Genomic DNA, 15965 nt, shown 5'->3' on the forward strand with positions numbered 1-15965 from the left:
GGTTTCGACACAGGCCGGACGAGGTTGTGACAGGCATCCACTGTGATGCGGGACACATCGCAGCGCCGAGGGATCAGCGGGCGCGCGGCGGGCGCACCCGGCTCATCGGCGTGGTTTCCGGTTCCCGCAACTGGTCGACGATTCCCTCCGCGCTCCGTGCCGCGGTCAGACAGGCCTCGGTGGTGAATCGGTCGGCCAGCGGATGGCGTGCCCGGCCACGCCACTTCCGCACCGCCGCCACCGCGTGCGCCTGCACTTCGCCGCCCGGAGCGTCCGACGGCAGCCCCAGGCGCAGGTGCGGTGCCACCCCGGAACCGCCGATCAACCGGTACAACTCGGTGACATCGTCCGCGGGCAACGGCAATTCGTCGGTGCGCAACCGCCCGAGCAGACGCAGCTCGGCGAATCCGTGCACATCCGCCAACAGGCTGTTGATATGCGGCAGCAGGTCGTCGGCGCGCGTACCCGGATGGGCGGCCACGATGCGCGCCACCGCCGTCAACGCCGAATGCGCCTTCAGCTGGTCGGCTCGCTGGGCGAACTGCACTTCCAGCACCGTGCGCAGTTCCTCCACACCGCTGCGCTCGGCGAGTTCCCGTGCCAGCGTGGCGGAATCGCGCACACCCAAGCGGATCAGCGTCACCGCCATGCGGATGCCGAACAGGCCGAACCGGGCCGCGAGGTGCGCCCGCAGATCCGCCGGCACGGGCAGCGGCAACTCCGGATGGGCGAATCGGTCCGCGGACAGCAGCGCGATGCTCAGATCGTCCACCGAGATCCGCGCCAGCGCTTCGAAGGCGTCGAATTCGCGCTGCCGCAGCGTCGCGCCGGCGAAGGCGAGCAGACCGGCGACCGGAATGACCGCCTGGCACAACCCGGTTCGCTCCAGTTCGGTGGCGAACCTGGCCGAGACCTCGCGCGCCGAATGCAGGGCATCGATGCGGCCGGCTCCGATCTCGTCGGCCCGGGAGACCACCCCGATCACGCCGAGCGGACCCGAAACACCCTGCCGGGCAGCACCTCCGGCGCCGATGCGCTCCAGGAATCCGATATCGGAGGCGTCCAGCCGGCGCAGCAGATAGACAACCGCGTCGGCCTCGGGCACGGTCACCGCCGCATCCTCGTCGGGCGTCAGCAGGCGCGAGGTGCGCAGCGACACCTCCCGCGACAGCGACGAGGTCCCCGGGGTGTCGATGATGGTGGTGCGGGCCAGGGTGGCGGCCGGCCACTGCACATCCAGATGGTCGACCTCGTGCTCACCGGCGGCATTCCAGCGAAGCGCCGACAGATCGAAACTCAACCCGTGCGCCCCGGGCAGACCGTCGGCGCCGGGGGTGCGCCGCACCACCACATCGGCGCTCGCGCCGTCGGTGGCCAGGGCGCTCACCCGCGGCGCCGGGCCGTGGCGGTACCAGGTCACCATCCGGGTGCATTCGGTGGCATCGGTCGGCGCGATGTCCTGTCCGACGAGCGCATTGAGCAATGTCGATTTACCCGCCTTGAGCTGCCCGGCCAGCGCGACCCGCAGCGGTTGGTCGAGACGGCGCGCACAGTCACCGAGCATCGCGGCGGGGCGCGAACGCGGCGCGTAGGCCTGGCGGGCGGCCGAAACCAACCGGCGCGCCTCCCCCACGATGCCCGGCGTCTGGTCGCTGACCTGGTAACTCACGCGTCGACCGTACCCGAGCAGTCTGGGAATCCCGGTGCCGTGGGTTACGACTGCGCCCCGCGCGCATGACGTCCGGACGCACCCGCAGGCGGCAGCATCACATCGGCATGACGTCGCAGTTCGGCTACCACGCGCAATTGCCGCTCGAGTTCCGCGCACCGCTCGGCGCGCTGGGCGTTGGCCACTCCGGCGGCGTCCTGCGCGGCCTGCAGCGAATCGTTGATCGAACGCAGGCTCCGGTCGGCGATTCCGGTGAAATGATCGCGCAGAATGCGATGAATGCGATGCAGCCGGTCGCGCGACTCCTTACCCGCCTCGAAACTCACATCGTCGAGGTAGCGGCGCACCGCCATCTTCGCCTCGCTGCGTTTGCGGGCCAGCCGCTCCCGCTTGTCGTCACGAAACGCCTTGCCGCCCAACAGCACGCCCGCGCCCAGTGAGACCGGATTGATCAGGGCCAGGCCGGCGACCGTACTGGCCAGGCCGATCATCACCATGCCGCCGTAGGAACCACGCATACCGACGAGCAGTTTGTGGCCGATGCCGAGATCCGGCTCGAGATCGGCCAGCGTCACCCCCGCCACGCGCGATTCCTCCAGCTCCGAACCCGACCGCACCGCGGGCAGATCCACCGCGCCGAACTCCAGGAAGTGCTCGGCCACCCGCTCGGCCAAGTGGATGGCGCGATGATGCGTCCACAGCAGATTGTCGCCGATGGCGGTGTCGGTCGTCTGCATCAGCCACTGTTCCAGTTGATCCCACAGCCTCCCGGGGTCGTTCTCGTCGACCCACTCCTCGGCGGTTCTGCCGATGGCGCGCAACCGATCTCGCAGATCGTGGTCGATATCGCCGGCCAGATCGGTGATGCCGTCGCCCAGTGTCTGCTGCCAGGCGGCGGTCCGGCGATGCAGCTCCTCGGCCTGCGCCTTGGCGGTGCGCAGTTCACGGATGGCCGCCGCACCGCGTTCGGGGTCACGCAGGGCGACCAGCTCGCTGCTCAGCGCCAGCGCGAGATGCTCTGCGGCAGAGGAGATATCGAGCGCCACCGCGCGCTGCGCGGCCGCCTGATCCCGGGCGACCACCTGTTCCCGCAGGAAGTCGAACAGCACACCGAAGCCGGATTCCCGGCCCAGCTGCTGGTCCTGCAGCCGCATGGCGTGACTGCGCAGCAGCGCCGATACCGGAATGATCGGCAGGGCCAGGCGATTACGTTCCAGGTGCGCCTGATCGGCCTGCAAGACCTGACGCCAATGCGGATACAGGTCGATCTTGCTGAGTATCAGGGCAACGGCCGGGCACAATTCGCGCACCTGCCGCAGGAAGTCGACCTCCGGTTCGGTCAGTTCGGTGGAGGCGTCCGAGAGCACCAGCACCGCGTCGGCGGCCGGGGCCAGGGCGAGAACCGCCGCGGCCGTGGCTGTCGCGTGACCGCCGACCGGCGGGGTGTCGATGACGACGATCCCGTCGGCCAGTAGCGGATTCGGCAGTTCGATCTCCACCCGCGCCACCCGGCCGTGCGGTGACCGCGGCGTGACGGCGTGAATATCGCTGAGCGGCACCGATATCCGCCGATCGTCACGATCGTCACCGGACGGCGTGGCGATGACGATCTCGGCCCGGGCCTGCGGGCCGTGGGCGAGCACGATCGGCACCCCGGTCGTCGCATCGTCACCGACCGGGCTGATGTCGAGATTCAGCAGCGCGTTGACGAACTGACTCTTGCCCTGGTTGCCCAGGCCCACCACCACGATGCGGCGGCGGGGGTCGCGGATCCGGCCGGCCAGCACCTCCAGCCGGCCGACCAGATCGTCGCGATCGGCGGTGCGCGCGGCGGTGATGGTTTCGGCGAGAATCCGCGACAGCGGTGAGGCAGGCGCCTCCGGGGCGGTGTTCGCCGCGACCACACTGCTCATTTTCGTTGCACCCCAACCTGTTTCGTTACCGAATTCAGTACTTCGCCGCTACCCTCAGTGCAGCAGTCCGCCGGTGATGTCACCGGAGGCATGCGTATCGGTGACGGTCGAGGCATGGCCGGACGCGTCGCCGAACAGGCTCGAATCGGTGTGACCGCCGGTGTCGAGCCCGCCGGACAGCGAGCCGTTACCGCCCGCCGCCAGGGTGCTGTCGATACCGCTGTGCGCGGTTCCGCCGAGGGCGCTGTCCACGCCGCCGCCGATACCCGAGGTGCCGACGCCGGAGATATCGGTCCCGACGCCAGTGCCGAACGCGTGCGACACATCGACACCGGACCAGGTGCCCGCGGCCGTACCCGAGAGCGCCGACGAAGCATCCGTACCGGCGTGCAGCCCCGAGTCGACCGAGCCCGCCAGACCCGAACTCGCATCGGCACCCGCGTGCAATCCCGAATCCGCCGCGCCCGACAGCGAGCTCGACAGACCGCCCGCACCGTGCAGACCGGACTCCGCCGTACCGGACAACGAGGTGCCCAGGTCCCCGGCAGTGTGCACACCCGACGCGGCGGTACCGGACAACGATGTCCCCAGGTCACCGGCACTGTGGACGGCTCCGGCACCGGCACCGGACACCGACGCGCCCAGATCGCCCGCACTGTGGACAGCCCCCGCGCCCGCGCCGGACAGCGAGGTTCCCAGGTCGCCCGCACCGTGCACGGCCGATGCGCCGGCTCCGGAGAGCGAGGTCGCCAAGTCGCCGGCCGTGTGCACTCCCGCATCGGCCGATCCGGACAGCGAAGTTCCCAGGCCGGTCGCGCCGTTCACACCGGACGTCGCCGCACCCGACAGCGAGGACGACAGATCCCCCGCCGCATGCGCACCCGAAGCCGCGGCCCCGGACAGATCGGCGCCGCTGTGCAGCGCGCCGCCGAGACCACCCGACAACCCGGTCTCCAGCCCGGTAGCGCCCTGCGCCCCCGAGGCCACCGCCCCACCGAGCCCAGCTCCGATACTCGTGGCACCCCCGAGCCCCGCGGCAGCGTTCGCCGCTCCACCGAGCGCACCGCCGAGGCCTGCACCGGCATTCGCCGCACCACCCAAGGCACCACCCAAGCCTTCACCGGCATTCGCAGCACCACCCAGAGCACCACCCAGTCCGGCACCGGCATTCGCGGCACCGTTGACGGCACCACCCAGTCCGGCACCGGCATTCGCAGCACCGTTCAAAGCACCGCCGAGACCTGCACCGGCATTCGCCGCGCCGCCCAGGGACTCACCCAGTCCCCCAGCCACATTCGCCGCTCCACCGAGCGCACCCCCGAGTCCCGCGCCCGCATCCGCGGCACCCCCGAGTTCTCCACCGAGTCCCGCACCCGCCTCGGTCGCACCCCCGAGAGCTCCACCGAGGTCTGCTCCGGCCTGCGTCACACCACCGAAAGCACCACCCAGATCACCACCCAGGTGAGCCGCGTCCCCGAGCGAACCCTCCAGTCCCGCACCGGCATTCGCGACCCCGCCCAGCGCACCACCGAGACCCGCACCCGCGTTGGCCGCACCACCCAGCGCGCCACCGAGTTCCGACCCCGCCCCGATTGCCGCACCAGCAGCACCGGACAGCCCCGCACCCAAATCGCCAGCCGCATTCAGCGCACCACCGAGGCCCGCCCCTGCGTTGGCCGCACCACCCAGCGCGCCACCGAGTTCCGAGCCCGCCCCGGTCGCCGCACCCGCAGCACCGGACAAGCCCGCACCCAGGTCGCCCGCCGTGTTCAGCGCACCACCGAGACCCGCCCCTGCATTGGCCGCACCACCCAGTCCGGCGTCCGCCGCACCACTCAGTGCACCGCCCAGTCCGGCACCCACGTGGGCGGCACCTCCCAGCGCCCCACCGAGTTCAGAACCCACTCCGGTCGCCGCACCCGCAGCACCCGACAACCCCGCACCCAAATCGCCCGCTGTGTTCAGCGCACCACCGAGTCCCGCCCCTGCGTTGGCGGCACCACCCAAGGCACCACCGAGGCCCGTGCCCGCCTCAGCCACGCCGCCCAGGGCACCACCGGCCTCCGCCGCACCGCCCAGCGCTCCTCCGAGACCGGCACCCGCGTTGGCGGCACCACCCAGCGCACCACCGAGATCAGCTCCAGCGTTGGCCGCACCACCCAGAGCACCTCCGAGTTCCGAGCCCACCCCGGTCGCCGCACCCGCAGCACCGGACAAGCCCGCACCCAAATCGCCCGCTGTGTTCAGCGCACCACCGAGTCCGGCGCCCACGTTGGTGGCACCACCCAGTCCGGCGTCCGCCGCACCACTCAGTGCACCGCCGAGTCCGGCACCCACGTTGGTGGCACCTCCCAGCGCACCACCGAGACCAGCACCCGCCTCCGCCGCACCGCCCAGCGCTCCTCCGAGATCAGCCCCGGCGTTGGCGGCACCACCCAGCGCACCACCGAGACCCGCACCCGCGTTGGCCGCACCACCCAGCGCACCGCCCAGTTCCGAACCCACGCCGGTCGCCGCGCCTGCAACGCCGGACAGGCCCGCACCCAGGTCACCGGCCGCGTTCAAGGCCCCACCGAGGGCACCGCCGAGGCCCGCGCCGGCTTCCGCCGCGCCGCCCAGCGCACCGCCGAGGCCCGCGCCCAGTCCGGTTTCGAGTCCGGTGCCGAGTTCCCCGCCGGCGTTCAGTGCGCCGCCGAGGGCTGCGCCCAAGCCGGCGCCGGCTTCGGCTGCGCCGCCGAGTGCTCCGTTGAGTTCGGTGCCCAGGCCCGCGCCGGCCTCGGCCGCGCCGCTCAGCGCTCCCCCGAGCCCGGCGCCGAGTCCCGCGGTGGCTTCGGTCAAACCTGTTGTGGCGGAAGAGATTCCGGCCTGGATGCCGGTTCCGATCTGGCTGGAGAGGTCGGCGCCGACCTGCGCGACGGTGTCGGCGGCGCCTTCGATTCCGGCGGAGAGGCCGAGATCGGTGCCGGCGGTGCCGGAGACCGCGCCACCGAGGCCGACCGCGACCCCGGTCAAGGCGCCCAGTCCGGCGGTGAGCCCGGCCGCGGCGCCCGCACCGAGCGATGCGGCCGCGCCCAGACCGGCGGACAGCCCCGCCCCCAGGTCGGCGCCGAGCCCCGCGCCGAGGCCGAGGCCCGCACCGGCCTCGATTCCGGTTTCTCCGCCGAGCGCGGCCCCGGCTCCCAGGTTGGCTTCACTGATCGCCCCCGCTTCGCCGGCCACGCCGCCCGCGAGCCCGCCGCTACCACCGGCCGCCGCGCCGAGTCCACCGTCGGCGGCCGCCCCGCCCCCGGCCGCCACGATGGCGGCGAGCTGCGAGCCACCGGTGACCAGGGCGGATTCGGCGACCATCGGCGCCACGGCGGCGATATCTTCCGGCGTCACCGCCTCCAGCCCGGCCGCGCACAGCGACTCGGTCGGGTTGGTGCAGTAACCGACGGCGGCCTCGTGGTCGCGCAACAGGTTGAGGATGAATTCGAGAATGGCGTTCGGGGTCATCGCAGATCGTCTCCTGGATCGGCGGACCATCGTGTCGATCCGCAGCAGTCGAATTGCCTTTCACGCTAAGAAGCTCCGGCGTTACGCGAAACGGGGCGAATCCCCTGATTTCCGTATCGGTGCCGATAGGGGATTCGGGAGCATTAGGGGACTTTCCCCGAACCTTCCGGATCTGCGGTAACGACGGCCCCCCGGCAACCGACAGTGGGATAGATCGTGACGACCGTAAATATTCGTGACGACCGCAAATACCAACGACAGGGGTTCTCGAATGACACAGGGCCTGACGCTCGGCATCACGGTCGGGTCGTCGCGCACGGTTGCCGCGACCGGCTCCACTTCCGCGAGCGCCGACCCGGAAAATGTCTCTGTTCACATTCGTCGCCACCGTTTCGGATCGGCGCCCGAATTGTCGGAGAATCTATTGTCCCGCGTGGGCGATCCGGTCGATATTCTCCTGCCCGACGGCTCCTCGGTCGCTGCCGCCGATCTGGTCGCCGAAACGATCTCCCAGGTCGTCGCCGATTTCGATCCGGATTCCACGGTCGCGACGGTGCCGGCGTGGTGGCCGGCACACATCGTCGAGGCCCAGCGCCGCGCGCTCGACCGCGCCGGCGCCGAGGCGGTGGTCCTGGTCTCCGAACCGCTCGCCGCGCTCCGCCGGCTCGAGGCGAGCACTCCCTTCCCGGCCGATACCCCGGTTGTGGTCTACGACTCCGGCGCCACCGGTACCACGGTCTCGGTGGTCGGTTCCGGTCCGCACTCGGGACTACTGGGCGAACCGGTTCGCTCCACCGAGGTCTCCGGCGCCGAATTCGATCTGCTGACGATGCGCTACGTGCTGGCAAATGCATTGGGAGAAACGGATTTCGATCCGTTCGACCCGGTTGTCGAACGCGAATTGTCGATACTGCGAAACCGTTGCGCCGATGCGAAACACCGGCTTTCGACCGACACCGCCACGGTGGTGCCGGTCCGCCTGGCCGGTATCGCGCGCGATGTACGCCTGGTCCGGGACGACGTGGAGGATCTGTTCCGCGGTCCGCTCGCGGATTCGCTGAGCCTCGTGCACGAGGCGGTGCGGCGCGCGGGGGTGGGCATCGACCAGGTGGGCCGGATTCTGCTCACCGGCGCCGGCGCTTCGATCGGCCTGCTCACCGAACTGATCTCCGGCGAGTTCGCGATCCCGATCGCGCCCGTCGCCGATCCTGGTTCGCTCAGCGCGCGCGGAGCGACCTTGCTCGCCGCGGACCTGTACACCGAATCTCGACGTCATGCCGCGGCCCTGGCGGTACCCGATTTCCAGCCCGATTTCCAGCCCGAATTCGCTGAGGCGCAACCGGTTTCCGACGACGCCACGACCACCGCCCTGCCGGCGCTCGGCGACCGGGCCACCATCGAACCGCCGCCGGCCGATACCGCGCCGTCCGGAACCAGCCGGTGGCGTCGCGTCGCCTTCATCGCCGGCGCCGCGATCGCCGTGGGCGCGGTCGCCACCGGCACCCTGGCTCTGGGCACCGCGGGAAGTCCCTCGAACTCGTCGCCCTCCCCCGCGGCGGCGACATCCGCGGCTCATGCGGCGTCGACCTCGGCCGGAGCCGCCCCGGCCGGCGCCACCGACCCCGCGCATCCGACGGCGGGCAACCCGGTGACGGCCGCGAACCACACCGGCACGAACCACACCGGCACGGCCGCCGACAACTCCGCGGGGTCCCCGGCCGCGGGCACGGCAGCGGCGAACTCGCCCGCTCCGAATTCCGCGGCGGCGAATGCGCCCGCACCCGAATCCGCCGCGGCGCCCGCGCCCAACGCTCCCGCACCGAATTCCCCGGCGCCCGATTCCCCCGCGCCCAACAGCCCCGCACCGCAGGCGCCGCCACAGGTGCCGGTGCAGACTCCCTCGGCGCCGTCGGCTCCCTCCCAGCCCACCGTGCCGAGCTCTCCCGGCGGTTCACTGGGCAACGTCTTGAACAACGGGCTCGATCAGGCGGGTAACGCAGTCGACACGGCCGTGCAGCTCCCAGGCCAAGTGCTGCCCCACAAAGGCAACTGAGGATCGGTGACAGTGGTCGGCAACCTCGCGGTCGCATTCGGCGCCATTCCGGGCGCGCGGGAGATTCTCCGGGAACTGGATTCGGGCTCGCCGGATCCGCTCGTCTACCTGATTCGGGGACGGTGCGGCACCGGGAAGTCCACGCTGCTCGCGGCCGTCCGAAACAGATTGCGGCGCAGCGGTATCGGCTGTTTCGACGATGTGAGCGCGACGACCACGCCGCCGGATACCCGCGCCGCCGTGGTCGTCGACGACGCGCACACCCTGGACCAGTTGCAACTGGAAAAGCTCTGTGCCGCCGTGGAATCGGATTCGCGCACGATCATCGTCGCGACCCGGCCGCAACCGCACGACACCGCCCTGCGCGCCCTGGCGGACGCGGTGTCGCGGCGCGGCCGGGTGGTCGACCTCCGCCCGCTGGGGACCGCCGATATCGCTCCGTTCGCCCGCGAATTGGGGATGACCGTGCCGCGCGCGGTCGCCGACCATATCCACCGGCACACCGGCGGCATCCCCGGTGGTGTGGTGGCGGCGCTCACGGCGGCGTGCGCCACCCGGCTCGAGGGCGGAATCGAGGCGGTCGATCAGGCCGTGACCTCGTGGGCGCGAACGCTTCTCGACGACACCGAACCGCAACTGCTCGAGGTCCTGACGGTCGCCACCACCGGCGCCGGCCTCGATCCGAGCGAGTTGGCGGAGGTGCTCGGCACCGACGAGGCGACGGCGGTCGGACTCGTCGACCGGGCCCGCGCCGGAGCCCTGATCACCGACGCCGACCTGTTGCTGAGTCCCGCCATCGAACCGCTGCGCACCCTGGTCGGCGAACGCCGGTTCGTCTCGATTCAGCGCCGCCTGCTCACCGCCCGTCTCGAGGCCGGGCTCCTGCGCGACCACACGGCCCTGCAGCTCGCCGAATCCGGGGTTCGCGACGAGCGACTTGCCGAATTCCTCCGCGCCGCGGCCGACACCGCGGGCAGTGAGGCGAGTCGCTACTACACCGCCGCCGTGGCCAGCGGGTACGAGGCGCAGCGAATCGCCGTCCCGCGCGCCACCGCGGCCGTATTCGGCGGCGACGACGAATCCGCCTTGCGCTTGGCCGAACCCGTGCTCGCGCGCACCGACGCCGAACCCGCGGAACTGGCCGCCGCCGTGCGGATCTGCGCGAGCGTCCAGGCTCGCCGCGGGCTGATCGGCCGGGCCGTACAGCTGTATTCCTGGCTCGGCACGTCCCGTACCGGCGCCGACTGGGCGACCGCCGCGGCGGTGTTCCACCTCGCCGGCGCGGTCGGCGACGCGCGGGCGGTGTCGGGTTCGGCGGCACAGTGGCCGCCCACGGAAACCAACGCCCGCACCGGTCGGTTCGCGACCGCGCTGGCGCAGAGCATCACCGGCGAATCCCGCAGTGCCGCAACCTCGGCCGCGGCCGCCCTGATCCAACTGGCCCGCACCGCGGCGCCGGAGGACCGCATGCTGCCGTGCGCTCCGGTCGCGCTGGCGACGCTGCTGTGCCTGAGTATGGGCGAGCCCCGCCGCGCCGCCGACGCTCTGCGCGGCACCGATCCGCACGATCCGCAGATCCGGGTGCTGACGGCCTGGACGGCGATGCTCGGTGGCGACGAACAGACCGCGGCGAAGACGGTCGCGGCCGTCGACACCACCGCCCTGCCGCCGCGCGATCGCCTGCTCGCACACGGCGTGCTGGTCGGACTGGCCCGCCGCGCGGGTGATCACGGCGTCCTGCTGCGCGCCTGGGAGGCCGCCTACCCGACCTTCGACGAGGTCGACGCCGACCTGCCCGCCCTGCTGCCCATCGGTGAACTGTGGCTGGCCGCCATCCGCCTCGGTGAACAGGAGCGGATAATCCGGCTGGTGGAGGCGGCGCGAGATGTGTTGCGCAGCGCGGGAAATCCCCCGGCGTGGGCGAATGTGTTCCACTGGTACGAGATTCAGGCCGCCATCGCGCACGAGCGCCCGGACGAACTGATGCCGCCCGCTCGACTGCTGAAAACCGCTGCGCAGGCGGGTGATCCGCATGCCGCGATCCTCGCAGACGCGGGACGCACCTGGGTGCTGGTACTGCGTGGTGAGGTCGCCGAGGATCGGGTGACGGCGGCGGTGCGACGCCTGGCCGCGATCGGCATGGTCTGGGATGCCGCCCGGCTGGCCAGTGAGGCGGCGTTGAGCGCCGGCGATCCGGCCACCGCGACGGCCCTGCTGAAACTGGCCCGCACGGTGCGCACCGGCTCCCGGCCCTCGGCCGCGCCCGAGCGGACCCCGGCCGCCCCGCGCGCCGCGACGGCCCCCGAACCGGCGGCCGCCTCGGTCCTCAGTGAACGCGAGCGCGAAGTGGCCGAACTGGTACTGCTGGGCCTGACCTACCGTGAAATCGGCGCTCGGCTGTACATCTCCGCGAAGACGGTGGAGCATCATGTCGCGCGGATCCGGCGTCGAATCGGGGCCGGATCGCGCTCGGAGTTATTGTCGATGCTCCGCGCAATGGGACACGGTTCGTTACTCGTGTGATCGGCGCGCTCGAGACACCGAAGCGAGGTATTGAGGATGGCCACAGGGGTGGGCCTGCGGATCGCCGAGGACGAATGCGTCGCGGCGATCGTCACCAGCGGTGGCGAGACCGACGAGACGCCCGAACCCCTGTACATCGCGCGCGAGTCGGTGCTGCACATGTCCGACGACGGCGACACCGCACTCGGCGGTGAGGCGCCGCCCGGACATACCCACTCGATCACCGGATTCGTTCGCGCGGTCGGCGATCCCGCCGGTATCACCGTGGACGACGGGGAGGCCTACCGCGCCGAGGATCTGGTGGCGACCGCGATGTTCTGCCTGATCAACCTGGCCGCCGAACATCTGAACGGCCCGGCCGAGTTCTACGCCACCCACCCGGGTGACTGGCCCGCCGAACATGTGCGCGGTTTGCGCGAGGCCCTCGACTACCTGGGTTTGCGTTCGGTGGTTCTGGTCAGCGAGGCCGACCTGCCCGCGGCCGGCGACAGCCGCGGACCCGCGCGCGACGCCGCCCGGGCGGCCCTGGCCGCTGTGCTCGCCACCCCGGCCGGAACCACTCCGCCCGATCCGGCCGGTGCCGAGAACGCGCTGGTGGTCACCGATGTGCTGCCCGCGGTGCAGGCCTCCGACGCCACCATGCAGGCCTATTCGGCGGCCGTGCCGGCTATCGAACCCCTGCCCGCCCCCGTCACCCCGACCGTAGCCGTTCCGGCGGCAGAGGTGGTCCCACCGCCCGAACCGGTGAAGAAGCGTCGTGTACCCCTGCTGATCGCCTCGGCGGCGGCCGTCGTGGGCCTGGTCGTCGGCGGGATCGCCGTAGCACTGATGTATCGCGACAGCAGCCCGACGCAGGTGCCCGCCTCCGATGTCTCCGGACAGGCCGACGCCCGCACCCAGCCGGTGACGACCACGATCCAGCCCCCGCCACCGCCGCCACCGGCCACCACGGTCGAGCAGCAGCCGCAGGAGTATCCCGAAACCACCACGGAGACCACACCTGCGCCTCCGCCGCCGCCGGCCGTCACCCCGACCACTGCGCCGCCCAGCCTGCCCACGACCACGTCCAGGCGGCCGACGACCACACCCCGGACCACCACGACCGCCCCCGGCGGCCTGCCGGAGTTACCGCTGCCGGGCTTCCAGGTGCAGTAGTCCGCCAACTCCGTGATGATTTCGTAGCGAAACTCACGCCGTTGTGCCCTAAAGTGATGCGCTGACCGGTCGTACCGGGCTTTGCACCGGGCGGACGGTCTGCTTGATGGTCGAGGGCTGTTGCCACCCAATGGTTTACCGCCCACGGGTGGCCGGCACGTATGTGCCTGACGAAGGGACTCCATGCGCAAGTTGGCGGCGCGTCGCGCCACGATCGGACGCGCCTCGGTGGCACGCGCGTCGATGAAAACCGCTGCTGTCGCCCTCGCTTCGACCCTTCTGCTCGGCCCGTGGATCGCCACATCGCCCGCGCTCGCCGATCCCGCGCCCGCCCAGTCGGCAGCCGACCAGCTACCGCCGGAACTGGTGCAGGCCATCGGCCGCGATCTGAAGATGTCGCCCGCGGAGTATCTGGACCGCGCCGCCCGCGCTCAGCAGTTGCGCGACTACGCCCGCGACTTCCGGTCCTCACACCCGCAGGCCTTCGCCGGTGCCTGGCTCGGCGCCGACGGTAAGCCGGTGATGGCGGTGACCTCGCTCGACGCCGCGCGCATCGCCAACTCCGCCGGATATCAGACTCGCCTGGCACCGATTTCGGCCGACAACTTGGAGAGCTCACTCGACCAGCTCGTCAAGTGGATCGGCGGGCTGCCGCGGGAACTGTCGGCCGGAATCAATTCGGTCGCCGTCGATTTCCTGAACAGCCAGCTGGTGCTGAGCGTCGCGAACACCCCGGCCGGTCACCTGCTGAACCTTCCGACGCTGATCGCCAACGTCAAGGTCGTGCTCTCGCCCGACGGCGGCGGCCCGGTCGAGCATCGCCCGATGGCCGGTGACACCTACATCAGCGCACCCACCTCCCTCGACGATTCCGCGCTGAAGTCGGTGGACGTCTGCTCCTTCGGCTTCAACAGCATCGACGCCGCCGGGAACGCGCTGAACATCAGTGCCGGACACTGCGATCCGAATGTGGGCAAGGGCGACTCCGAGGCCGGGGTCTACCTGCCGAACCTGCGCAACCTGAAGGCCAGCCCGCAATTCGGCACCTTCGTGAAGGCGCAGCTGGGCGGCAGCACCGGACTGGACTACTCGGTGATCAAGCTCAACGAGCGCGCGATCACCGCCGGGATGGACCAGCCCTCGGTGCGCGGTGCCAACGGCACCACCCTCACCCTGACCGGAATCGCCGAGCCCATCACCGGCGCCCCGATCTGCAAGTCGGGCCAATCGTCCACCTTCACCTGCGGATTCGTGGTCGCCGACCGGGTCGAGACGGCACTGTTCACCGCCGAGGGCGAATCCAAGACGGTGCGCGGCTTCGCCAGCTCGGCGTGCACCCTCGGTGGCGACAGCGGCGGCGCGATCGTCTCGGGCACCCTCGCCCTGGGCATCACCAGCGGTTCCAACGCCGCCGACGCACCCGATTGCAAGGCCGCCAACATGGATCTGGCGCAGTACGGCGGCACCGCCACGCTGGGCATCCCGATCCGGCAGATCCTCAGCGATATCGACGCCAATTCCGGTGGCGGACTGGGCGCCGGCATCACGGTGCGTACTCGCCCGAACGTGGGCTGACGATCCTTCCATCGCGCCGAGGGGCACGTTCGCAGGCCGAACGTGCCCCTCGGCGCGATCCGGGCCGGGTGAACAGCGGGTATCGATTTCCGGTATGGCCGGTGTGAGTTCGGCCAAAGTCCGCGACAAGTAGGCATAGCCGCGCAAACCCCATATAGTCGCCTCATGCTCCTGCCACGCATCCGACTTTCGTCCGCCGCGGGACGTGCCCCGCGCACCCGCCTCCGCAGCGCGGCCGTCGCCGCCTCGGCGGCGGTTCTGGTTCTCGGGCCGCTCGCGGCGACCTCTTCCGCGGACCCCGCGCCCGCCCCGGCGCCCGCCCTGCCCGCCGAGTTGGCTGCGGCGGTACAGCGCGACCTGAAGATCTCGCCGGAGGAGTATCTGCACCGCGCCGATGTGGCGCAGCACGTGGCGGCGTTCGCGGCGACCGCGCAGCGTCAGTTCCCGCAGGCGTTCGCGGGCGCGTGGCTCGACGACGCCGGTAAGGCCGTGGTGGCGCTGGCTCCGGGTCAAGGCCTCGACGACGCGAAGAAGGCCGCTCAGGACGCCGGATTCGGCGTGAAGGACGTGGCCAAGAGCCAGACCGTGCTGCGCAGCGAGAAGAACGCCTTCCAGCAGTGGCTGTCGGGGCAGCCCGAGGCTGTCGCTCAGGCCGTGCGCGGTGTCGTGATCGACACCGTCAACAACAGCATCGCGGTGCGCGTGGACAAGGCCGGCGTGCCGATGCCGGGCTTCGTCGACCCGGCGCACGTGATCGTGATGGCCGCTCCCCCGGTCGGCCCGCCGGAGTCGGACCCGCAGGTGAAGCCGATTGCCGGTGAGCAGCCCAACGCGCCCCGCGCGGGCGGCGACTCCTATGCGTCGGTGGCCGGCAAGATGCAGCTGGTCTGCTCCACCGGATTCAACGGCGAGGACCGCAACGGCAACCCGGTGAACATCACTGCCGGACACTGCGATCCGAACATCCCGGCCGCCGGTACCGCGAACGCGCCGGGCATGTTCGAGCTGCTGCCGGGCAATCACGTCGGCGCCCAGCTGGGCTCGTTCCAGAAGTCGATCCTGGGCAACCAGGACTACTCGATCGTCTCGATCGACGCCGGCAGCCGGGATCGCTTCGCCAACAACCTCGTTCGGGTTCCGGGCGCCGCGCCGATCGCGATCACCGGTGTGGCCGACCCCGTCGTCGGCGCCCCCGTCTGCAAGTCGGGTTCGCGCACCGGCTTCAGCTGTGGCGTGGTGAACGCGGTGGATCAGACCGTCCAGGTCGGTGACCGCGATCTGACTCAGTCGTTCTCGGCGAACATCTGTGCGCTGCCGGGTGATTCGGGCGGCCCGATCGTCACCGGCACCCTGGCCCTGGGCATCTCCAGCGCCTCTTCGGTGGCCGACTACCCGATCTGCGAGATCCCGAACCTGATCGGCGCCCTGACCGGTGATGCGCCGCAGCTGTTCGCGCAGCCGGTGAACCAGGTGCTCTCCGACAACCCGGGTCTGCGGATTCGCACCAACTGAGCGCTTCGAGCATCGTCGAGGGCCCGGCAGAAATGCCGGGCCTTCGTCGTCTCCGCGGGAGCTGTCGTCT

Annotated in this window: 8 protein-coding genes; 5 read left to right on the forward strand and 3 right to left on the reverse strand. The window is 71.1% G+C overall.

Annotation, left to right across the window (positions count from 1 at the left end):
* Positions 1–73 precede the first annotated feature (73 nt).
* From C8258_RS24150 to C8258_RS24160, 3 genes are read right to left on the reverse strand one after another with little or no spacing between them, the layout of a single operon-like run.
* The gene (locus C8258_RS24150) at positions 74–1669 is read right to left on the reverse strand and encodes a dynamin family protein (protein WP_233225304.1); all 1596 of its coding nucleotides are present in this window, start codon (positions 1667–1669) and stop codon (positions 74–76) included.
* Positions 1670–1713: 44 nt separating this feature from the next.
* A complete protein-coding gene (locus tag C8258_RS24155) occupies positions 1714–3582 on the reverse strand; it encodes a dynamin family protein (protein ID WP_106957135.1) in 1869 nt (622 codons plus the stop codon).
* 54 nt (positions 3583–3636) lie between these two features.
* Positions 3637–7077, reverse strand: coding sequence for an IniB N-terminal domain-containing protein (locus C8258_RS24160; RefSeq protein ID WP_106957136.1), 3441 nt, complete (start codon positions 7075–7077; stop codon positions 3637–3639).
* Positions 7078–7510: 433 nt separating this feature from the next.
* On the opposite strand from C8258_RS24160, the gene C8258_RS24165 reads away from it, so the two are divergent.
* The 5 genes from C8258_RS24165 (at position 7511) to C8258_RS24185 (ending at position 15895) form a co-directional block, all read left to right on the forward strand.
* Positions 7511–9130 carry an Hsp70 family protein gene (locus C8258_RS24165; protein WP_158271306.1) on the forward strand — a complete coding sequence of 540 codons (1620 nt, stop codon included), beginning with the start codon at positions 7511–7513 and terminating at the stop codon, positions 9128–9130.
* Between the two features lie 6 nt (positions 9131–9136).
* The gene (locus tag C8258_RS24170) at positions 9137–11653 is read left to right on the forward strand and encodes a LuxR C-terminal-related transcriptional regulator (RefSeq protein WP_233225305.1); all 2517 of its coding nucleotides are present in this window, start codon (positions 9137–9139) and stop codon (positions 11651–11653) included.
* Positions 11654–11689: 36 nt separating this feature from the next.
* A complete protein-coding gene (locus tag C8258_RS24175; RefSeq protein ID WP_233225306.1) occupies positions 11690–12808 on the forward strand; it encodes a hypothetical protein in 1119 nt (372 codons plus the stop codon).
* A gap of 183 nt (positions 12809–12991) precedes the next feature.
* Positions 12992–14383, forward strand: a complete 1392-nt coding sequence (locus C8258_RS24180; protein WP_106957140.1) for a S1 family peptidase — start codon at positions 12992–12994, stop codon at positions 14381–14383.
* A 165-nt stretch (positions 14384–14548) separates the two neighbouring features.
* The gene (locus tag C8258_RS24185) at positions 14549–15895 is read left to right on the forward strand and encodes a S1 family peptidase (RefSeq protein WP_106957141.1); all 1347 of its coding nucleotides are present in this window, start codon (positions 14549–14551) and stop codon (positions 15893–15895) included.
* The last annotated feature ends 70 nt before the right edge of the window (positions 15896–15965 follow it).

This window comes from Nocardia sp. MDA0666, from assembly GCF_003023875.1.
GTDB lineage: Bacteria > Actinomycetota > Actinomycetes > Mycobacteriales > Mycobacteriaceae > Nocardia > Nocardia aobensis.

Excerpts from the sequence above, each read along its gene's own strand:
- C8258_RS24155 (WP_106957135.1), bottom strand. The coding sequence starts at position 3,582 with ATGAGCAGTGTGGTCGCGGCGAACACCGCCCCGGAGGCGCCTGCCTCA.
- C8258_RS24160 (WP_106957136.1), bottom strand. The coding sequence starts at position 7,077 with ATGACCCCGAACGCCATTCTCGAATTCATCCTCAACCTGTTGCGCGAC.
- C8258_RS24175 (WP_233225306.1), top strand. The coding sequence starts at position 11,690 with ATGGCCACAGGGGTGGGCCTGCGGATCGCCGAGGACGAATGCGTCGCG.
- C8258_RS24180 (WP_106957140.1), top strand. The coding sequence starts at position 12,992 with ATGCGCAAGTTGGCGGCGCGTCGCGCCACGATCGGACGCGCCTCGGTG.
- C8258_RS24185 (WP_106957141.1), top strand. The coding sequence starts at position 14,549 with ATGCTCCTGCCACGCATCCGACTTTCGTCCGCCGCGGGACGTGCCCCG.